Annotated in this window: 16 protein-coding genes; 15 read left to right on the top strand and 1 reads right to left on the bottom strand. The window is 68.9% G+C overall.

Annotated features, from left to right (window positions below; genetic code table 11):
* Window position 1 precedes the first annotated feature (1 nt).
* From H4O10_RS04965 to H4O10_RS04900, 14 genes are all read left to right on the top strand, one after another.
* The gene (locus H4O10_RS04965) at window positions 2-943 is read left to right on the top strand and encodes an acyltransferase (protein WP_033833818.1); all 942 of its coding nucleotides are present in this window, start codon (window positions 2-4) and stop codon (window positions 941-943) included.
* Window positions 933-2,483, top strand: a complete 1,551-nt coding sequence (locus tag H4O10_RS04960; RefSeq protein WP_033833817.1) for an aromatic amino acid ammonia-lyase — start codon at window positions 933-935, stop codon at window positions 2,481-2,483. Before H4O10_RS04965 ends, H4O10_RS04960 begins: the two co-directional genes overlap by 11 nt.
* Entirely contained in the window at window positions 2,470-2,901 is a 432-nt protein-coding gene (locus tag H4O10_RS04955) for an acyl-CoA thioesterase (RefSeq protein ID WP_005411603.1), read from the top strand. Before H4O10_RS04960 ends, H4O10_RS04955 begins: the two co-directional genes overlap by 14 nt.
* Window positions 2,898-3,527 (top strand): outer membrane lipoprotein carrier protein LolA, encoded by a 630-nt coding sequence (locus tag H4O10_RS04950; RefSeq protein ID WP_033833815.1) that lies wholly within the window; start codon window positions 2,898-2,900, stop codon window positions 3,525-3,527. The genes H4O10_RS04955 and H4O10_RS04950 overlap by 4 nt, the downstream gene beginning before the upstream one ends.
* Complete coding sequence (locus H4O10_RS04945) at window positions 3,499-5,874, top strand: MMPL family transporter (RefSeq protein WP_033833814.1); 2,376 nt, start codon at window positions 3,499-3,501, stop codon at window positions 5,872-5,874. The genes H4O10_RS04950 and H4O10_RS04945 overlap by 29 nt, the downstream gene beginning before the upstream one ends.
* A 52-nt stretch (window positions 5,875-5,926) precedes the next feature.
* Entirely contained in the window at window positions 5,927-7,177 is a 1,251-nt protein-coding gene (locus H4O10_RS04940; RefSeq protein WP_032967071.1) for an NAD(P)/FAD-dependent oxidoreductase, read from the top strand.
* On the top strand, window positions 7,165-7,722 hold the full coding sequence (locus H4O10_RS04935) for a DUF3261 domain-containing protein (protein ID WP_005414865.1): 558 nt from the start codon (window positions 7,165-7,167) through the stop codon (window positions 7,720-7,722). Before H4O10_RS04940 ends, H4O10_RS04935 begins: the two co-directional genes overlap by 13 nt.
* A complete protein-coding gene (locus tag H4O10_RS04930) occupies window positions 7,719-8,903 on the top strand; it encodes a beta-ketoacyl-[acyl-carrier-protein] synthase family protein (RefSeq protein WP_005411598.1) in 1,185 nt (394 codons plus the stop codon). The genes H4O10_RS04935 and H4O10_RS04930 overlap by 4 nt, the downstream gene beginning before the upstream one ends.
* Entirely contained in the window at window positions 8,900-9,355 is a 456-nt protein-coding gene (locus tag H4O10_RS04925; protein ID WP_005411597.1) for a hotdog family protein, read from the top strand. Before H4O10_RS04930 ends, H4O10_RS04925 begins: the two co-directional genes overlap by 4 nt.
* Complete coding sequence (locus H4O10_RS04920) at window positions 9,352-10,083, top strand: 3-ketoacyl-ACP reductase FabG2 (protein ID WP_033833812.1); 732 nt, start codon at window positions 9,352-9,354, stop codon at window positions 10,081-10,083. The genes H4O10_RS04925 and H4O10_RS04920 overlap by 4 nt, the downstream gene beginning before the upstream one ends.
* Entirely contained in the window at window positions 10,083-11,321 is a 1,239-nt protein-coding gene (locus H4O10_RS04915) for a beta-ketoacyl-ACP synthase (protein ID WP_049454941.1), read from the top strand. The genes H4O10_RS04920 and H4O10_RS04915 overlap by 1 nt, the downstream gene beginning before the upstream one ends.
* A gap of 62 nt (window positions 11,322-11,383) precedes the next feature.
* Window positions 11,384-11,824 carry a hypothetical protein gene (locus H4O10_RS04910; protein WP_005411594.1) on the top strand — a complete coding sequence of 147 codons (441 nt, stop codon included), beginning with the start codon at window positions 11,384-11,386 and terminating at the stop codon, window positions 11,822-11,824.
* Window positions 11,825-11,984: 160 nt separating this feature from the next.
* Window positions 11,985-12,245, top strand: a complete 261-nt coding sequence (locus H4O10_RS04905) for a YcgL domain-containing protein (RefSeq protein WP_049403653.1) — start codon at window positions 11,985-11,987, stop codon at window positions 12,243-12,245.
* Window positions 12,238-15,576: an ankyrin repeat domain-containing protein gene (locus H4O10_RS04900; protein ID WP_049403654.1), complete on the top strand. Its 3,339-nt coding sequence runs from the start codon at window positions 12,238-12,240 to the stop codon at window positions 15,574-15,576. Before H4O10_RS04905 ends, H4O10_RS04900 begins: the two co-directional genes overlap by 8 nt.
* Before the next feature lie 208 nt (window positions 15,577-15,784).
* Here H4O10_RS04900 and H4O10_RS04895 read toward each other — a convergent pair whose 3' ends face one another.
* Entirely contained in the window at window positions 15,785-17,563 is a 1,779-nt protein-coding gene (locus H4O10_RS04895; RefSeq protein WP_005411591.1) for a monovalent cation:proton antiporter-2 (CPA2) family protein, read from the bottom strand.
* A gap of 344 nt (window positions 17,564-17,907) precedes the next feature.
* Here H4O10_RS04895 and mgtE point away from each other — a divergent pair, with 344 nt between their 5' ends.
* Window positions 17,908-19,278 carry a magnesium transporter gene (gene mgtE / locus H4O10_RS04890; protein WP_049403655.1) on the top strand — a complete coding sequence of 457 codons (1,371 nt, stop codon included), beginning with the start codon at window positions 17,908-17,910 and terminating at the stop codon, window positions 19,276-19,278.
* Window positions 19,279-19,424: the final 146 nt, after the last annotated feature.

Genomic DNA, 19,424 nt, shown 5'->3' with positions numbered 1-19,424 from the left:
GATGGCGACCGGACCGCACGCTCCGCACTGGGCCGACATCGGCGAATCCACGTCGGTTGCCGGCGTGCTGTTCCTGTGCTGGGTGCACCGCTGGTTCGGGCGCTGGCCATTCCGCCTGTGCGTGTGGCCGGTGGTGGCCTGCCATTGGTTGGGCAACCGTGTCGGCCGCCAGGCCTCGATGCAGTACCTGCAGCGCCTGCAGGCACACAGCGGCGTGCTCGGCCGTGCGCCGACCCGGCGCGACAGCCTGCGCCATTTCTTCGCCTTCGCCGACACGATGCTGGACAAGATCCTCGGCCTCGGCGGGCGCTACCCCGCCGAACGCATCCACTTGCATCGCGACCTGGTACTGCAGAAGATAGCGCGCCGCGAAGGCGGGCTGATCCTGACCGCGCACATCGGCTGCCTGGAACTGTGCCAGGTGCTGGCCGAACAGGTGCCGGGGTTCCGCATCACCGTGCTGGTGCACACCGCGCATGCGCAGCGCTTCAACCGCCTGCTGCAACGGCTGGACCCGCTGGCGGCGGTGGAACTGGTGCAGGTAACCGAAATGGGCCCGGCCACGGCAGTGATGCTGGCCGAGCGCGTCGCGGCGGGGGGCTTCGTCGCCATCGTCGGCGACCGCACGCCGGTGCAGGGCGGACGCAGCGTCACCGCCGATTTCCTTGGCCACCGCGCCCCGTTCCCGATCGGTGCCTATGTGCTCGCCGCCGCACTGGGCTGCCCGGTCTACACCATGGCCTGCCTGCACCAGGGCGAGGGCTACCGCGTGGCATTCGAACAGTTCGCCGAACGCATCGTGCTGCCGCGCGGCTCACGCGATGCGGCACTGGCCGAACAGGCACAGCGCTTCGCGCGCTGGCTGGAACTCCAGGTCATCCAGTCCCCGTTGGACTGGTTCAATTTCTTCCCCTTCTGGGATCAGGCTCCGCATGACGACTGACGCCGTACCCGTGTGCCGCTTTGGCGATGCACCGTTGACCATCGAAGACGTGGTTGCCCTGGCCCAGCGCCAGTGCGAGGCCGCACTGAGCGACGCGCCGGCATTCCGCGCGCACATCCAGCGCGGTGCCGACTTCCTCGACCGCCTGCTGCGCGAGGATGGCGTGATCTACGGTGTGACCACCGGCTATGGCGATTCGTGCACGGTGAACATCCCACCGGCACTGGTGGCTGAACTGCCGCACCACCTGTACACCTATCATGGCTGCGGCCTGGGCCGTTACCTGGACCCGGTCGAGACCCGTGCGGTGCTGGCGGCGCGCCTGGCCTCTCTGGTGCGCGGCATGTCCGGTGTAAGCCTGCCGCTGCTGGAAGGCCTGGCCACGCTGCTGCAGCACAACGTGCTGCCGATGATTCCGGCCGAAGGCTCGGTCGGTGCCAGTGGCGACCTGACGCCGCTGTCCTACGTGGCGGCGGTGCTGTGCGGCGAGCGCGAGGTGCTGCACGACGGCCGCGTGCAGCCGGCGGCGGACGTGCTGGCGAAGATCGGCATGACCCCGCTGAAGCTGCGGCCGAAGGAAGGCCTGGCGATCATGAACGGCACCGCGGTGATGACCGGCCTGGCCTGCCTGGCCTGGCAGCGCGCCGACTACCTGGCACGCATGGCTACGCGCCTGACCGCGTTCAACGTGCTGGCCAGCGACGGCAACGCGCACCACTTCGACGAAACCCTGTTCGCCGCCAAGCCGCACCCGGGCCAGGGCCGCATCGCCGCGCGCCTGCGCAGCGACCTGCACAGCGAGCGCCCGCCGCGCAATGAACAGCGCCTGCAGGATCGCTACTCGCTGCGCTGCGCACCGCATGTGATCGGCGTGCTGGAGGACAGCCTGCCGTTCCTGCGCCAGCTGATCGAGACCGAACTGAACAGCGCCAACGACAACCCGCTGATCGACGCCGACGGCGAGCGCATCCTGCATGGTGGCCACTTCTACGGGGGCCACATCGCGCTGGCGATGGACACCCTGAAGAACACCGTGGCCAACGTTGCCGATCTGCTCGACCGGCAGCTGGCGCTGGTGGTGGACGCCCGTTACAACCATGGCCTGCCGGCCAACCTGTCGGCGGCCACCGGTCCGCGCGCGGCCATCAACCATGGGCTGAAGGCACTGCAGATCAGCGTGTCGGCCTGGACTGCCGAAGCGCTGAAGCAGACCATGCCGGCCAGCGTGTTCTCGCGTTCCACCGAGTGCCACAACCAGGACAAGGTCAGCATGGGCACCATCGCCGCGCGCGACTGCCTGCGCGTGATCGAGCTGACCGAACAGGTGGTGGCGGCAATGCTGATCACCGCGCGCCAGGGCCTGGCCCTGCGTGAACGGGTTGGCCTGAATGCGCAGCTGCATGGCAGTCTGGCCGACATGTACGCCGACCTGGGGCAACGCATCGCCCTGGTCGAGGAAGACCGCGCGCTGGATCGCGAACTGCGGGAACTGCTGGTGGAGATCCGCGCGCAACGTTGGGAGCTGTATGCCGGTGAATGAGGCCATTGAACGGGTTGGCGAGATTGCGTTGACCCCCGCCTTCCATGACTGCGATCCGATGAACGTGGTCTGGCATGGCAACTACTTCAAGTACTTCGAGATCGCGCGCTGCGCGCTGCTCGGCCGCTACGACTACGACTACCCGCAGATGCTCGAATCAGGCTACCTGTGGCCGGTGGTCGATGCGCGGGTGAAGTACGTGCGCCCGCTGCTGTTCAACCAGGCGCTGCGCGTGGTCGCGCGCATCGTTGAATGGGAGAACCGGCTGAAGATCGAGTACGAAATCCTCGATGCGGAAAGCGGCCAGGTGCTGACCCGGGCGATGACCATTCAGGTCGCGGTGGACGCGGCCAGCAAGGAAATGCTGTACCAGTGCCCGCCGGTACTGTGGGAACGCCTGGGAGTGCCTGCGCCATGAACCGAGCGAACCGTTTCGCGCGTGCGCTGCTGTGCGCGCTGCTGCTGGTGGCCGCACCACTGGTGCAGGCGGCCGACCCCGCCATCGATGCGATTACCCAGGCGGTGGCGCGGCCGGATGTGCTGCGTGGCCAGTTCAGCCAGGAAAAGCAGGTGAGTGGCTTCAGGAACCCGCTGCGCTCGCAGGGCCGGTTCGTGGTCGCGCGCCAGCACGGCGTGATCTGGACCACGCTCAAGCCGTTCCCCTCGGAAGTAGTGGTCACCGCCGACCGCATCCTCAGCCGGCAGCGTGATGGCAGCACCCGCGTCGAACTGGACGCGCGGCAGCAGCCGGCGATGCGTTCAGTGAATGCGATCATGTTCGCGTTGATGAGTGGCGACGTGCAGGCACTGTCCAGCCAGTTCAACGTGGCGGCCAGCCGTGAAGGGCAGGGCTGGCGGCTGCGCCTGACGCCGAAGTCGGCGATGCTGGCCAAGGCCTTCGAATCGCTGACCCTGCAGGGCGACCGCTACGTGCGCCAGGTCGAGATCGTCGAGGCCAACAAGGACCGCACGCAGATCCAGTTCAGCGCGTTGAGCGAGGCGCCGGCCACGCTCAATGCCGACGAGGCCCGCCGCTTTGAGTGAGGCCGTGGCATCGAACGCACCGGACCGGTTGCGGCGCTGGTGGCACTGGCTGGGCATTGCCTGGCTGCTGGTGCTGCTGGCGCTGGGCGCACAGCAGTGGCAGCTGTGGAGCCAGCAATCGCGGATCGACACCGACATCCTCGCCCTGCTGCCGCAGGATGCGCACGACCGCCTGTTGAGCGACGTCACCCGGCGCATTGCCGATGGCAGTTCGCGGCAGGTCGTGGTGCTGCTCGGCAGCAAGGACAGCGCGGCTGCCAAGCGCGCGCAGGCGGCCTTTGCGGCGGCCATGGCCAAGGATGCCGACCACGCCTTGCTGGTACCCAGCGGCTCGATCGAAGGCTGGTTTGACGAGGCGCGCGCGTTCTACGCGCCGTACCGCGACCGCCTGCTGACACCGGCCCAGCGCGAGCAGTTGGAGGGCAGCGAACCGGGCGTGTTGGCCGAGCAGGCGCTGGCTGCGCTGTATGGCCCGATGGGCGCGCCGCGATTGACTGAATGGCGCCAGGATCCGTTGTCGCTGTGGCCGCAGTGGTGGCAGCAGCAGGCGCAGGGTTCGGGCCTGCGGTTGGGCGATGACGGCCTGCTTGAAGCCGAGGGCAGGCATTGGGCCGTGCTGCAGTTCGATACGCCCGGCTCGGCGTTCCAGCTGGATGGCGAGCGCCACCTCGATGGCCTGCTGGAACGTGCCGGGCAGGCCGCCACGGCGGCGGCGCCTGAGCTTGAAATCCTGCATGCCGGCGTGCCGCTGCATGCCGAGGCCGCCGCGGTGCAGGCCAACCAGGAGATCAACACCATCGGTTGGGGGTCGCTGGCGGCGGTGCTGCTGCTGGTGTGGCTGGCATTCCGCTCGCTGCGCCCGATCCTGCTGGTGGCCGCCTCGCTGCTGATCGGCTGTGGCGTGGCGCTGGCGGTGACCGTGCTGGTGTTCGGCAAGGTGCACGTGCTGACCCTGGTGTTTGGTGCGTCGCTGGTGGGTGTGGCCGAGGATTACGGCATTCACTGGTTCGCCTCGCGCCAGGCCGAACCGGCCGATCGTCGCTGGAAACTGCTGCGGCATCTGCTGCCCGGCCTGTGGCTGGCCCTGCTGACCAGTGCGCTGGCCTACCTGGCATTGGGCCTGGCCCCGTTCCCCGGCCTGCGCCAGATGGCACTGTTCTCGGTGGTGGGCCTGGCCGCAGCTTTCCTCACGGTGATCTTCTGGTTCCCGTGGCTCGACGGTGGCGAGATCCGCCAGACCCGCTTCTCGCAGTGGCTGGGCAATACGCTGGAGCGTTTCCCGCGGCTGCATGGCCGCCGCGCGGTGACGGTCTTCGTGGTGGTCGCGCTGGCACTGTCTGCCGTCGGCATCGTGCGCCTGCAGAGCAACGACGACCTGCGCAGCCTGCAGTCGTCACCGCCGGCGTTGATGGCGCAGCAGATCCGCCTGAGCCAGTTGCTGGGCATGCCCAGCCCGGCGCAGTTCTACCTGGTGCAGGGTGCCGATGCCGCGCAGCTGCTGCAGCGCGAGGAAGCACTGACCGAGCGCCTGCGTGTATTGGCCACCGACAAGCGCATTGGTGGCTATCGCGCGATCAGCGATTGGCTGCCGTCGCCGGCGCGCCAGCAGGCCGATGCCGCGCTGACCGCGAAGGTGGAACCCGGCGTGCTGTCGGCCGTGTCCGAGGCGGTGGGCGAGCCGCTGCAGCGACCGCAGTTCGCCGCCGCGCCGCTCACCGCCGAAGCCTTCCTGGCCTCGCCGGCCTCGCAGCCGTTCCGCCACCTGTGGGTGGGTGAAGTCGGTGGGCAGATGATCAGCGTGGTGATGGTCGATGACCTGTCGCGCGCCGATGCCCTGGCCACGCTGGAGGGTGCCGCCGAAGGCCTGCCCGGCGTTCGCTGGGTAGACCGCACCTCCGATTTCTCCAAGCTGCTGGGCCACTACCGCAAGCTGATGGGCGGGCTGCTGCTGGTCGGCATCGCACTGGTGTTCGGTGCGCTGTGGCTGCGCTACCGCCGCCAGGCCTGGCGCGTATTTGCCCCCACCCTGATTGCCGGCGCACTGACCCTGGGCCTGCTGGGCCTGTTCGGCCAGCCGCTGCAGCTGTTCAACGTGCTGGCGCTGATGCTGCTGCTGGGCATGGGCATCGACTACGGCATCTTCCTGATCGAACACCGTGGCGATGCCAGCGCATGGCTGGCGGTCTGCGTGGGTGCGGCCAGCACCTGGCTGTCGTTCGGCCTGCTGGGCCTGTCGCAGACCCCGGCGCTGCGCGCGTTCGGCCTGACCCTGCTGTTCGGCATCGGCCTGGTCTGGCTGATCTCGCCACTGTTCCGGCCGCCACCGCATGACCTGCCGCCGGCCTGAGTCCGCCTTCCGCTTTTCTTCTTTCCCCTGATCGAGCAACAAGGACGCCCCGATGAGTACTGCTGTGGATGCTGTCGAACGCACTGAAATCCTGATCATCGGCGCAGGCCCGGCCGGCTCCGTGGCCGCGGCGATGCTGCGCCAGCAGGGCCGACAGGTGCTGATGCTGGAGCGCCAGCAGTTCCCGCGCTTCTCCATCGGCGAAAGCCTGCTGCCGCAGAGCATGGAGTACATCGAAGCAGCCGGGCTGCTGCAGGATGTGGTCGAGGCTGGCTTCCAGTACAAGAACGGCGCGGCCTTCGTGCACGGTGAAGCGCGTACTGCCTTCGACTTCCGGAAGAAGTTCTCGCCGGGCTGGGGTACCACCTACCAGGTGCAGCGCGCCGACTTCGACAACGTGTTGGCACGCGGCGCCGAGCGCATGGGAACCACGCTGCGTTTCGGTGATGAAGTGCTGTCGGTCGAACCCGGTGAACAGCCTGCGGTGAGCGTGCGCCGCCCGGATGGCAGCGAGTACCGCATCGAGGCCGATTTCATCCTCGACGCATCGGGCTTCGCGCGCCTGCTGCCGCGCCTGCTGCAGCTGGAATCGCCATCCAATTTCCCGGTGCGCGGCGCGATCTTCTGCCACGTGCGCGACAACATTCCGGCCGAAGCCGACTTCGACCGCAACAAGATCCTGATCACCACCCATCCCGAACACATCGACGTCTGGTACTGGACGATTCCATTCTCCAACGGCTGCTGCTCGCTGGGCGTGGTCGCCGAGCCGTCGTTCTTCGAGCGCTACGAAGGCGACGACCTGCAGAAGCTGCAGGCCATCGTCGGCGAGGACCCCAACCTGACCCGCCTGCTGGCCAATGCCGAATGGGCGGTGCTGCCGGTGCGCCGCATCACGGGTTACTCGGCCAATGTCAGCTCGCTGTGGGGCCCCGGCTACGCGTTGCTGGGCAACGCCGGCGAGTTCCTCGACCCGGTGTTCTCGTCCGGTGTGACCATTGCCTTCAAGTCCGCGCAGCTGGCCAGCGAGTGCCTCAAGCGCCGTTATGCCGGCCAAACCGTCGACTGGGAAGCTGAATTCTCGATCCCGCTGCGCGCCGGCGTGAAGACCTTCCGCCGCTTCGTGGAAAGCTGGTACCAGGGCGGCTTCCAGAAGATCATCTACCACCCGCAGCAGCAGCCCGAAGTGCGCGACATGATCAGCTCCATCCTGGCCGGTTACGCCTGGGACACCAAGAATCCGTATGTGGCCGATGAAAGTGGTCGCCGCATGCGCGTGCTGGAGGAATTGTGCAGCGCCTGATCTTCCGTACTGCGGCCCTGCTGCTGTGCCTGCTGCTGGCCGCCTGTGCCGGGCGCATGCCCAAGCCCCAGGTGGAGCTGCCGCCGCTGCGGCTGTCGCCGGCCAGCCTGCCGGCGCCGCTGGCCCTGCAGCAGCAGCTGCATTTCCGCTTCGGCAGCCATGAGCGCGACCTCGACGCGCTGCTGGAGGCCGACGCGCAGCAGGTGCAGCTGGCGGTGCAGGCGATGGGCCAGACCGGCGTGCGCCTGCAGTGGGACGGCCAGCAGCTGACCCAGCAGCGCGCGCCGTGGCTGCCGCCGCAGGTACGTGCCGAGCGTGTGCTGGATGACCTGCAGTTCGCGCTGTGGCCGACCGCGGCCATCGCCGCCGCGCTGCCGGCCGACTGGCAGGTCAGCGACGACGGCCAGCAGCGCAGCCTGTCGCGCGATGGCACGGTGTGGCTGCAACTGCAGCGCCTGGACGATGGCAGCGTGCAGCTGGACAACCGTGCCGAAGGCTATGCGCTGCGCATCGAATCGATCGACATGGCCGGACAGGACCGATGAGTGCACCGATCTACCTGAACGACCTGGGCGTGGTCTGCGCGCTCGGCGATGGCCGCGCCGCTGTCGCGTCGGCGATGTTCGCCGACGTGCCGGGCGGGCTCAGTGACAACGACAGCCTGTTGCCGGGGCGCACCCTGGCGCTGGGAGAAGTACGCACGCCACTGCCGGCGCTGGAGGAACTGCCGGTGGCCCTGCGCGGGCGCAACAACGCCCTGCTGGACGTGGCACTGGCGCAGATCGCTCCAGCGGTGGCCGCCGCGATCACCCGCCATGGCGCCGAGCGCGTGGCGGTGGTGCTGGGCACCAGCACCTCGGGCATTGGTGAGTCCGAGCAGGCCCTGCGCACCCACGCCGAACAGGGCCAGTGGCCGCAGGGCTTCGATTACGCCCAGCAGGAAATGGGTACTGCCGCGCAGTTCGTGCGCCAGCGCAGCGGCGCTCAGGGGCCCGCGTGGACCCTGTCCACCGCCTGCTCGTCCAGTGCCAAGGCATTGATGTCGGCTGCACGCATGCTGCGAGCCGGTATCGTCGACGCCGTGATCGCAGGCGGCGCGGACTCGCTGTGCCGCTTCACCGTGGCCGGTTTCAGTGCGCTGGAATCGGTGTCGGCCCTGCGCTGCAATCCGTTCTCGCAGCACCGCGCCGGTATCAACATCGGCGAGGGCGCCGCGCTGTTCCTGCTCACCCGCGAGCCGGGCCCGGTGTGCCTGGCCGGGTGGGGCGAATCGGCCGACGCTCACCATATGTCCGCCCCCGATCCACAGGGCCTGGGTGCCATCGATGCCCTGCAGCAGGCGCTGCAGCGCGCCGGCTGGGCGGCCGATGAAGTGGACTACGTGAACCTGCATGGCACCGCCACCGGGCACAACGATGCGATGGAAAGCCTGGCGGTTTCGCAGGTGCTGGGCAACGGCATTCGGGCCAGTTCGACCAAGCCCCTGACCGGCCATACGCTGGGTGCGTCAGGCGCGATCGAAGCTGCATTGTGCTGGATCGTGCTGGCCGAGAACCCGCAGCAGCAACTGCCACCGCACTGGTGGGACGGCGTGGCAGACCCCGCGCTGCCGGCACTGCCGCTGGTCGCACCGGCCACCCGCCTGGCGCAGGCACCGCGGCGGGTGCTGAGCAATTCGTTCGCCTTCGGCGGCAGCAATGCCGTGCTGGCGCTGGAGCGTCGATGAACATGCTGTATGCAATTGAAGAGGTGGTACCGCACCGCCAGGACATGTGCCTGCTGGAGCGCATCACGCACTGGGACCAGGACACCATCGAGGCGGAACTGGTGGTGCCCGAGGCCGGCCTGTTCGTGGAAAACCACGAAGTGCCGGCCTGGGTGGGCATCGAATACATGGCACAGGCCATCGCGGCCTGGGCCGGCTGCCGTGCGCGTGCAGCGGGCAAGCCGCCGCAGCTGGGCTTCCTGCTCGGCAGCCGCCGCTACAACAGCGCGCGCTGCAGCTTCCCCAGCGGCTCGCGGCTGCGCGTACAGGCGCGCTGCGAGCTGTTGGGTGACAATGGATTGGGGATGTTCGCCTGCCGCATCCTGGCGGGCGAGGACGAATGGGCGACAGCCAACGTGTCGGTGTTCGAACCGGCCGATGCGATGGCCTATCTGGAGAGTGGACAGGCATGACAGGGAATCGAAGCGTGCTGGTGACCGGCGCCAGCCGGGGCATCGGCCGGGCCATCGCGCTGCGCATCGCGCGCGATGGCTTCGAGGTGGTGGTGCATTGCCGCAGCCGCCTGGATGAGGCACAGGCCGTGGTGGCCGAGATCCACGCGTTGGGCCAGCAGGCCCGTGTACTGATGTTCGACGTGGCCGACCGCGAGGCCGCACGCGCCGCGCTGGAGGCCGATGTCGAAGCGCACGGCGCGTACTACGGCGTGGTCTGCAATGCCGGCATCGCCCGCGACGGCGCCTTCCCGGCACTGTCGGCGGAGGATTGGGACCAGGTCATCCACACCAACCTGGATGGCTTCTACAACGTGCTGCATCCGCTGATCATGCCGATGGTGCGGCGGCGCAAGCCGGGCCGCATCGTCACCCTGTCGTCGGTGTCCGGACTGGCCGGCAACCGCGGGCAGGTCAATTACAGTGCCGCCAAGGCCGGCATCATCGGTGCCACCAAGGCCCTGGCGCTGGAACTGGCCAGCCGCCAGATCACCGTCAACTGCGTGGCCCCGGGCCTGATCGAGACCGAAATGCTCAACGATGAAGTGATCGAACACGCGCTCAAGCTGATTCCCGCCGGCCGCGTCGGCCGTCCCGACGAAGTGGCGGCCACGGTGGCGTTCCTGCTGTCCGAACCGGCCGGCTACATCACCCGCCAGGTGATCTCGGTGAACGGGGGCATGCTCTGATGGCCACCGATCGTCGCGTCGTGGTGACCGGTGCGTCCGCGATCAGTCCGCTCGGCCATGACTGGCCGACCATCGAGGCGCACCTGCGCAGCTGCCGCAACGCGGTGCGCGCGATGCCCGAGTGGGATGTCTATGCCGGGCTGAACACCAAGCTGGCTGCGCCGGCGCAGGACTTCGCGCTGCCGCCGAACTACAACCGCAAGACCACCCGCTCCATGGGCAAGGTCGCGATCATGTCGGTGCGTGCCACCGAAGTGGCGCTGCGCGAAGCTGGCCTGCACGAGCACCCGGTGCTGCGCAGCGGTCGCACCGGCGTGGCCTATGGTTCCTCGTCGGGCAGCCACGAAGCCACCGGCGAGTTCGGGCGCATGCTCAACGAGTTCACCACCGAAGGCATCAGCGCCACCACCTACCTGAAGATGATGAGCCATACCGCGCCGGTCAACATCGGCGTGTTCTTCGGCCTGTCCGGGCGTGTCTACACCACCTCCAGCGCCTGCACCTCGGGCAGCCAGGGCGTGGGCGCGGCCTATGAAGCGATCCGCAGCGGCAAGCAGACGGTGATGGTCGCAGGTGGTGCCGAGCAGCTCGACGCTACCGCTGCGGCGGTGTTCGATACCCTGTTCGCCACCAGCGTGCGCAACGACGCGCCGCAGACCACGCCGCGCCCGTTCGATGCCGGCCGCGATGGCCTGGTGCTGGGCGAGGGTGCCTGCACGCTGATCCTGGAAGACCTGGAGCACGCGCAGGCGCGCGGTGCCACCATCCTTGCCGAGGTGGTCGGCTACGGCACCAACAGCGACGGCCAGCACGTCACCCAGCCCAGCGCCGACACCATGGCCCAGGCCATGCGCCTGGCGCTGGATGATGCGGGCCTGGAGGCGGCGCAGATCGACTACGTCAACGCCCACGGCACCGCCACCGATCACGGCGACATCGCCGAGACCCAGGCCACCGCGCAGGTGTTCGGCAGCCGCGTACCGATCAGCTCGCTGAAGAGCTACGTCGGCCACATGCTCGGTGCCTGCGGTGCGTTCGAGGCCTGGCTGAGCATCGAGATGATGCGTGCCGGCTGGTTCGCCCCCACGCTGAACCTGGCCGAGGTTGACCCGCGCTGCGGCCAGCTCGACTTCATCACCGGGCAGGGCCGCGAATTGCAGGCCGAGTACGTGATGAGCAACAACTTCGCCTTCGGCGGCATCAACACCTCGCTGGTGTTCCGCCGCTGGAGCGAATGATCCACCGTCCCATCCCGCCTTTTTCCTCAACCCACCCGCACCCCCGACAAGGAGATGTTCCGATGCGCCGCACCCTGATGATCGCCACGGCCACTGCACTGCTGGCCCTGACCTCCACCGCCTCCGCCCGCGACACCCGCGTTGAGCAGTCCCTGCAGGAGCTGGTCACCTCGCAGGCCGCCCGGGACGCCGGCATCGACGGCAGCGTGCGCTTCTACCTGGCCGGCCAGCCGGTCAGCGTGCAGCAGCGCCTGGGCGAGGACGTGACCAACAAGAAGACCAACGCCGCCAACAAGAGCGATGCCGAGGCCTGCCGCTGGGTCGCGCTGTCGGCGCTGCGCGCGCTGCAGGACGGCGCCAAGTCACGCGGAGCCAACGCGGTGGTCGACATCGTCAGCTACTACAAGAAGAACGAGTTCAAGAGCAGCACCAACTACGAATGCTATGCCGGTACGATCCTCGCTGGCGTGGCGCTGAAGGGCACCTACGCCAAGGTCAAGTAAGCGACCGCAGGGCAGCGGCGTTGCCTGAACGCCGCCGCCACATTGCTGAACCCCGTCGGGGAAACGCCGTCGATCACGCTGCCATCGTCGGTCGACGGCTTTCCCCGGTGTCGGCTTTCCGACACAATCATGGCTCTTCCCGGGTTATCGTCCCGCGGACATGCACGCCTACGTCTATAAAAGCCAACTCAAGCCTGACACCTACGTCTACGTTCCCCGACGCGATGATTTCAGCGCGCTGCCTGCGCCGCTGCTCACCTCGCTGGGTGCGCTCACCTTCGTCCTGGACGTGACCCTGGATGCCCAGCGTCGCCTGGCCCAGGCCGACCCGGACAAGGTTCGCAGTGACATGAGCGAGCGCGGGTTCTACCTGCAGGTGCCGCCGTCGGTGGCCAGCCTGATGCCGCGCCACTATGACTGACGTCTCCCGTCCGCGCGCCCTGTCGATCGCCTTCGCCGTGGGCGCCGTGCTGGCACTGGGTGCTGCCGTGGGCGGCGTTGCCGGTGCCATCCTCGCCGCCCTGGCGCAACCGGCGTTCGCGCTGGGCGTATCGTGGTGGCGGCGCAGCCGTGCGCTGCTGCCGCTGAAGGTGGTTGCACGCCAGGACCTGCCGGCGCTGCTGGCACTGTGGGCGGCCGCACCGCTGCTGCTGGCGCTGCTGCTGGCCTGGCCGCTGGCGGCGCTGCGTGACAGCGGCAGCCTTGCGGCGGTGCTGGGCCTGAGCGTGCTGGTCAGTGCCGGCCTGCTCGCTGCCTGGCGCACCTGGCCGTTGTGGAACGATGTCGAACGGCTTGATGGCCGCCTGGCCCATCATTGGCAGGCGCTGGCCGGTCGCGACCTGACCGCCTGGCGCGGTCTCGGCGTGGCGGCGCTGGTGATCGCGCTGGCCGCGCTGGTGGTGCTGCCGGCCTGGCCGGGGCTGCTGCCGGAGAGCGCGCGCTGGCCCGCTGCGCTGGCCGTGGTGGTGGTGTCTCCCGTGCTGCACCTGCTGCTGCAGCGGGTCGCGCCGGCGCCGCTGGTGTCGTTGCGACCCAGCCCGATGGCGACGTCCAGCGCAGAACACGAACCGATGTTCGCTGCCGCGGCCGAGACCGCGCCGCTGGAGGCGATGGCACCGCAGGAGCTGACCCCGGCCCTGTATGAAGCCGCCCGCCACGGCCGCATCGACCGCGGCCTGCAGCTGCTGCAGGCCGGCGCCGATCCGTATGCGCTGCCCGACCCGAACTGGCGCGACCAGCGCAGCCTGGCGGTGCTGGCGGCGGTGTTGCCGGACCTGCGCCTGCTGCGCGAACTGATTGCCCGCGGCGTTGACGTGAACGCGCCGCACCGGGGCATGACCCCGCTGCTGGCCGCCACCCGCGACAGCTGGCATGGCCGCCCCGAAGCCGTGATGACCCTGCTCGCCAACGGTGCCGATTCGCGTGCCACCGACAGCGATGGCAACACCCCGCTGCACCATGCCGCGCGCAGTTCCGACCCGGGCGTGGCCGCGCTGCTGCGCGATGCCGCCGCCGAAGTCGATGCGCTGAACAACGAGGGCTGGTCGCCGCTGGCCGTGGCCTGCCAGGTCGGCAACTGGCGCCTGGCCCGCTTCCTGCTCGAACGCGGTGCGCGCAGCGAACCGGCAGAGGGCACCCCGGTGCTGCTGGCCGCCGCCGCCACCGAAGACGACGATCCGGCTGGCGTGCAGCTGCTGCTCAAGCACAAGGCGCGTGCCGACGCGCGTGATCGCCAGCGCCGCAGCGCGCTGCACGAGGCGGCGCTGGCCGGCCACGTTGAAATCATCGGCGTGCTGCTGGCCGCCGGTGCCAACCTGGAAGCACGCGATGCACTGGGGCGTACACCCTGGCTGGAAGCCGCCCGTGCCGGGCGTGCCGCGGTGGTCGAACACTTGCTGCCGCACAAGCCGGACCTGGTTGCCGTCGACGGCGAAGGGCGCAACGCAGTGCAGCTGGCGGTGATGGCAGAGGATGTCTCGCCGTTGCTGGTCAAGCGCCTGGTGGAGCTGGGCATCGCCGCCGACGCGACCGATCCGGTCGGTCGCCGTGCAGTGGACTACGCTGCCGAAGCCGGGCGCTGGGCGATTGTCGCGTTGCTGGATCCGTCCTATCCGTTGCCGGCCGCGGTCAGTGACGGCCTGGCCGAGCGTGGCGAAGCCGCCAGTGCCAGCGGCCTGCTGCCGGACCGTCCGCCGCTGACCCTGCTGCGCGAAGCGCTGGGCTTCGGCAACACCGAAGGCATGGCCGCGCTGGCCAAGCTGTGCCAGCCGGAAGAACTGGGCGGTCTGCTGCTCGACCCCGAGCTGGCGCTGGAGCCGCGCGCGGTGGATTGGCTGCTGGGCCACGGCGCCGACCCCTATGTGCGTGACGCCTGTTCCGATACGCCGATGTTCGCGTTGCTGTCGCGCGGCATTGATGCAGTGCCGGCGTTGCAGGTGATGTTGCAGCGTGGCTTGTCACCGGCCGGACGCGGTGGCCTGGCGCGCTTCCTGGCGGCCTGTGCGCAGCACGACCAGGCCGCCCGTGGCCTGGAACAGCTGGCGCTGGAATTGCTGGAGCGTGGCGCCGATCCGTTCGCGGCTTCGCCGGCTGGTGATCCGCCGTTGTCGCTGGCGGTGCGCCTGGGCTGGCTGCGCCTGCAGCAGGCGCTGCTCAAGGCGGGCGTCGATCGCGAAGCGCGCGACAGCCATGGCATGACGGCATTGCATCTGGCCACCGCATTGGCCCGCGAAGGCGCGCTGAAGCTGCTGGTGCAGCACGGTGCCTCGCCGGAAGCACGCGCCGCCGATGGCCAGACGCCGCTGGGCGTGGCGCTGTCGATTGGTCGCCGCGACCTGGCCGACTGGCTGGACTGGCGGGTGTGGCCGTTGCCGCGCCGCACCCTGCGCGAGTCCGATCTGCCGGCCGCCGCAATGGCCGGTGACGTCGACGCGGTGCGCCGCCTGATCGATCTGGGCTTCGCCGTCGATGCGGTTGATGCGCAGGGCTGCACCGCGCTGCTGCGCGCCGCCGGTGGTGGCCATCTGGCGGTGACCGACCTGTTGCTGGCGCGTGGCGCTGATCCGCAGCACGCAGCGGCCAGTGGTGCCACGCCGCTGTCGGCGGCGGTCAGCATGCGCCAGGTGGACATCGTTTCGGCCCTGCTCGACGCTGGCGCCAAGCTGGAACACCGCCTGCCGGGCGGCGTGACCGTGCTGATGCTGGCGTCCGCGCTGGGCCTGCCGGACATCGTTGCGCGCCTGCTCACCGCCGGTGCCGACGTGCACGCCGGTGATGCCCAGCAGCTGGGCCCACTGCACTGTGCCGCGCTGTATGGCTTCAGTGCCCGCGACCGCTCGCGCCTGCTCGCCCTGCTCGACACCCTGCTGCTGGCCGGTGCCGAACCGGACCAGGCCGCGGCTGGTTCGGTCACGCCGCTGCTGCTGCTGCTGGGCGCACGCGCCGAGCCCGGCACCGCCTGCGACGAACAGGTGGTGATGGCCGCAGTGGAACGCCTGCTGGACGAAGACGTGAGCCTTGAGGTGCGTGATCCGCGCGGCTTCGGACCGCTGCACCTCGCGGCCCTGCACGGCCTGCCGCTGCTGGTGCAGCGCCTGCTGCGCGCTGGTGCCGATCCGGAGGCGCGCGACAGCCTCAACCGCAGCCCGCGCGAGATCGCGGTGATGCGTGGCTTCATCGACGTGGCCGGCGAGTTCGAACCGCGCGTGCCGGGTGTCTCGTCGATGGCGCGGTTCCTGCGCGACAACGGTTGAGCACCGGGGTCGGATCCCTTTCCCACGGAAAGGGCTCTGACCCCGGCATCGCGTCATCCACGCATGGCGTGGATCCACTGCTGGAATCCGCAGTGGGTAGTGCCGGCCGCTGGCCGGCAGCCTCATGACACCCCGGGGACGCGAGATTGCCGGCCAGCGGCCGGCACTACTGCAATCCGTGGTGGGTGCCGACCGTTGGTCGGCACGCCTACTTGCCGTCGCTTTCCGCGTCGGCCTCGAACAGATGCATCAGGTCGTTGCGTGCGTCGCGCGAGGTCTGGATCACCGCTGCCTCGTCGTCGTACACCAGGTACTGGTCGCGCAGCAGCTGCTCATCGTGCTCGCGGAAGCGCTGCACGTGGCGCTCGGCCACGTCCGGTGCCACGCCCAGCGCGGTCAGCACGCGGCCGCTCATCTCCAGGCTGGTGCCGAACACTTCGCGGAACGGCTCGGCCGACATGTCCATCAGGCGCCACGCATGCTGGCGGTTGCGTGCACGCGCCAGCACCGTCGCGTCCGGGTACAGCCGGCGCACCATGCGCACCGCGCGCAGGTTGGTTTCCGGGTCATCCACGGTGATCACGAACACATCGATGTGCTCGCCCCCGGCCGCGCGCAGCATCTCCGGCCGGGTCGGGTCGCCGTAATACAGCTGGTTACCGAATCGGCGCAGGTCGGCCACGGTATCCGGGTTCGCCTCCAGCGCCACGAACGGCACCTTCTGCGCGGTCAGCAGGCGCGCGATCACCTGGCCGAAGCGGCCCATGCCGGCGATCAGCACCTTGGGCCGGTTGTCCGGCGCCACCTTGTCGGCCTCGGCCGGCTCGCGCGGAGTGGCTTTCTCCTGGCCGAGCAGTTTCAGCAGCGCGATCATCAACAGCGGCGTGATCGCCATCGACAGGCCGACGATCGCCACCAGCCGGTCGTGGTTGGCGTTGCCCAGCAGGTGCGCGCGCTGTGCCTCGTTGAACACCACGAAGGCGAACTCACCGCCCAGCCACAGGACGCTGCCCAGCAGCAGCGATTGCCGCGAGCTGAGCCGGGCGACACGTCCAACCGCGTAGAGCAGGCTGAACTTGACCACCAGCAGGATGCCGACACCTGCGGCGATCAGCCACGGCTCGGCGGCGATGCGGTCCAGGTCGATGCCCATGCCCACCGCGATGAAGAACAGGCCCAGCAGCAGCCCCTTGAACGGCTCGATCTGCGCTTCCAGCTCATGCCGGAACTCCGAATCGGACAGCAGCACGCCGGCCAGGAACGCGCCGAGGCTGGGGCTGAGGCCGGCTTCCTGCATGAACCAGGCGGTGCCCAGCACCACCAGCAGGGCGGTGGCAGTGAATACTTCCGGGCTGCGGGTGCGCGCAATGATGCTGAACACCTTGCGCAGCACCGGTCGTCCGCACAGGATCACCACCGCCAGCGCACCCAGCGCCACGGCCGCATCTTCCCAGCGCAGGGTCTCGTTCTTGACCCCGCCCAGCAGCGGGATGGCCGCCAGCAGCGGGATCGCGATCAGGTCCTGGAACAGCAGGATGGCAAAGCCCAACCGGCCGTGGTCGCTGTTGATCGCCTTGTGCTCGGACAGCAGCTGCAGGCCCACCGCCGTGGACGACAGCGCCAGTGCCACGCCCACCACCAGTGCGCTTTTCCACTGGAAATGGTCGAGCAGCAGCAGGCCGCCCAGCACCAGCCCGGACAGCGCCACCTGTGCCGCACCGGCGCCGAACACCGAGCGCCGCATCACCTTCAGGCGTGCCGGCGACAGCTCCAGGCCGATCACGAACAGCAGCATCACCACGCCGATCTCGGCGGCGCCGAGGATGCGGTCGGCGTCCTGCACGAAGCCCAGCCCGTCCGGGCCCAGCACCACACCGGCCGCCAGGTAGCCCAGCACCGCGCCGAAACCGAACTTCTTGAACACCGGCACGGCGATGACTGCCGCCAGCAGCAGCACCAGCGCCAGTTCCAGACCACCGCTATGCATGGGAATACCTGGTCATCGGGGGAGCCGCTGTGCGTCCGTTCGGGTGGGGGAAAAGCGTGGCGAACACCACCGCGCCATTATGCGCGCCGGCCTGTGTACGCACGAGAACAACCTGCGGGCAGGGTGCTGCCGCGGCGGGACCGGGTTGACCTGCATGGTCCACGGGTCCAGACTGCCCGCCGCTGGCGGCGCGTCCGTCGGCACACGCATCCCGGAGTCCCCAACCCATGTCCAGCGACAGTAGAAGTCGACCTCGTTCGACGCCAGCGATGGCCACCGCCTGACATCGGGACGGTTTGCCTGCGTTGGCGTTGCGCGAGGTCGCACCCCACAAGGCAAACCCGATGAACCAGAAGCAATTGCTGCGCCCGGTGGCCGATGCCGCCGCACTGGCCGCGCCGCTGGCGAACTTCAACACCGCCGATGCGGTGGAATTCCTCAACACGCTGGAATTGACCCGCGCCGCGGAAACGCTGGCTGCGCTGCCGTTGCCGCGTGCAGTGAAAATGCTGGAAGCGCCGGAACTGCACCGCAGCGGCGAACTGGTGGCTGCGCTGCCGCCGGCGCGCGCTGCCGCCCTGCTCGGCTTGATGGCCGACGACCGCGCCACCGACATCGTCCATGAGCTGGATGAGGAAGAACGCGCGCGGTTGATCCCGCTGCTGGGCACCGACGCCCGCCAGGCCATCCAGAAGCTGCTCAGCTACCCGCCGAACACCGCCGGCGCGCTGATGACCACCGAGTACGTGGCGGTACCCGCCAGCTGGACCGTGGCGCAGACCCTGCAGCACATCCGCCAGGTCGAGCGCACCCGTGAAACGGTGTACGCGATCTACGTGCTGGACCCGGACAGCCAGCAGCTGCAGCAGGTGGTGACCATGCGCCGGCTGATCACCGGCCTGCCGGAGGAGTCGATCCTGGACGTGGCCCAGGTCAATCCACCGGTGACGGTGGACGCACTGATGGACCAGGAAGAAGTGGCACGGCTGATCCGTCGCCACGACCTGCTGGCGATCCCGGTGGTCGATGCGCAGCAGCAGATGCTCGGCATCGTCACCGTGGACGACGTGCTCGATGCGCTGATCGAGGAATCCACCGAGGACGCGCACAAGTTCGGCGGCATGGAAGCACTGGACAAGCCGTACATGCAGATCGGCTTCTTCGAGATGCTGCGCAAGCGCGCCGGCTGGCTGAGCGTGCTGTTCCTGGGCGAGATGCTGACCGCCAGCGCGATGCAGCACTATGAAGACGAACTGGCGCGCGCGGTGGTGCTGACCCTGTTCATTCCGCTCATCATGAGTTCGGGCGGCAACTCCGGTTCGCAGGCCACCTCGCTGCTGATCCGCAGCCTGGCGCTGCGCGAACTGCGCCTGCGCGACTGGTGGAAGGTGGCCCTGCGCGAAGTGCCCACCGGCATGGTGCTGGGCGCGATCCTCGGCTGCCTGGCCATCGTGCGCATCGTCATCTGGCAGCTGGGTGGCCTGCATGACTACGGCGAGCACTGGATCCTGCTGGCGATCACCATCGGTGCGGCGCTGGTCGGCATCGTCACGTTCGGCTCGCTGTCCGGATCGATGCTGCCGTTCATCCTGAAGCGGCTCGGCTTCGACCCGGCCAGTGCCTCGGCCCCGTTCGTGGCCACGCTGGTGGACGTGACCGGGCTGGTGATCTATTTCAGCATCGCCGCGATGATCCTGCACGGCACGCTGTTGTAGGCCGGGGTCGTTTACTGGGTCGGATCCCTTCGCGCAGCGAAGGGCTCGGACCCCTGAAGCAGCGTGCTCCGGTAGTTGCCGACCTTGGTCGACACGCAAGGGTCACGCAAGGGTCAGATCCCTTTCCTGGGGAAGGGATCTGACCC

Origin of the sequence: Stenotrophomonas sp. I18B00994, from assembly GCF_014145825.1 — a bacterium.
GTDB classification, from domain to species: Bacteria; Pseudomonadota; Gammaproteobacteria; order Xanthomonadales; family Xanthomonadaceae; genus Stenotrophomonas; species Stenotrophomonas maltophilia.
Note: the sequence above shows the minus strand (reverse complement) of the source record. Positions and strands in the feature narration are given on the sequence as shown.

Coding starts and splice junctions, on each gene's coding strand:
- H4O10_RS04965 (WP_033833818.1), top strand. CDS start 2: ATGGCGACCGGACCGCACGCTCCGCACTGGGCCGACATCGGCGAATCC.
- H4O10_RS04895 (WP_005411591.1), bottom strand. CDS start 17,563: ATGCATAGCGGTGGTCTGGAACTGGCGCTGGTGCTGCTGCTGGCGGCA.
- H4O10_RS04950 (WP_033833815.1), top strand. CDS start 2,898: ATGAACCGAGCGAACCGTTTCGCGCGTGCGCTGCTGTGCGCGCTGCTG.
- H4O10_RS04910 (WP_005411594.1), top strand. CDS start 11,384: ATGCGCCGCACCCTGATGATCGCCACGGCCACTGCACTGCTGGCCCTG.
- H4O10_RS04945 (WP_033833814.1), top strand. CDS start 3,499: ATGCCGACGAGGCCCGCCGCTTTGAGTGAGGCCGTGGCATCGAACGCA.
- H4O10_RS04940 (WP_032967071.1), top strand. CDS start 5,927: ATGAGTACTGCTGTGGATGCTGTCGAACGCACTGAAATCCTGATCATC.
- mgtE (WP_049403655.1), top strand. CDS start 17,908: ATGAACCAGAAGCAATTGCTGCGCCCGGTGGCCGATGCCGCCGCACTG.
- H4O10_RS04960 (WP_033833817.1), top strand. CDS start 933: ATGACGACTGACGCCGTACCCGTGTGCCGCTTTGGCGATGCACCGTTG.
- H4O10_RS04925 (WP_005411597.1), top strand. CDS start 8,900: ATGAACATGCTGTATGCAATTGAAGAGGTGGTACCGCACCGCCAGGAC.
- H4O10_RS04930 (WP_005411598.1), top strand. CDS start 7,719: ATGAGTGCACCGATCTACCTGAACGACCTGGGCGTGGTCTGCGCGCTC.
- H4O10_RS04955 (WP_005411603.1), top strand. CDS start 2,470: ATGCCGGTGAATGAGGCCATTGAACGGGTTGGCGAGATTGCGTTGACC.
- H4O10_RS04900 (WP_049403654.1), top strand. CDS start 12,238: ATGACTGACGTCTCCCGTCCGCGCGCCCTGTCGATCGCCTTCGCCGTG.
- H4O10_RS04915 (WP_049454941.1), top strand. CDS start 10,083: ATGGCCACCGATCGTCGCGTCGTGGTGACCGGTGCGTCCGCGATCAGT.
- H4O10_RS04905 (WP_049403653.1), top strand. CDS start 11,985: ATGCACGCCTACGTCTATAAAAGCCAACTCAAGCCTGACACCTACGTC.
- H4O10_RS04920 (WP_033833812.1), top strand. CDS start 9,352: ATGACAGGGAATCGAAGCGTGCTGGTGACCGGCGCCAGCCGGGGCATC.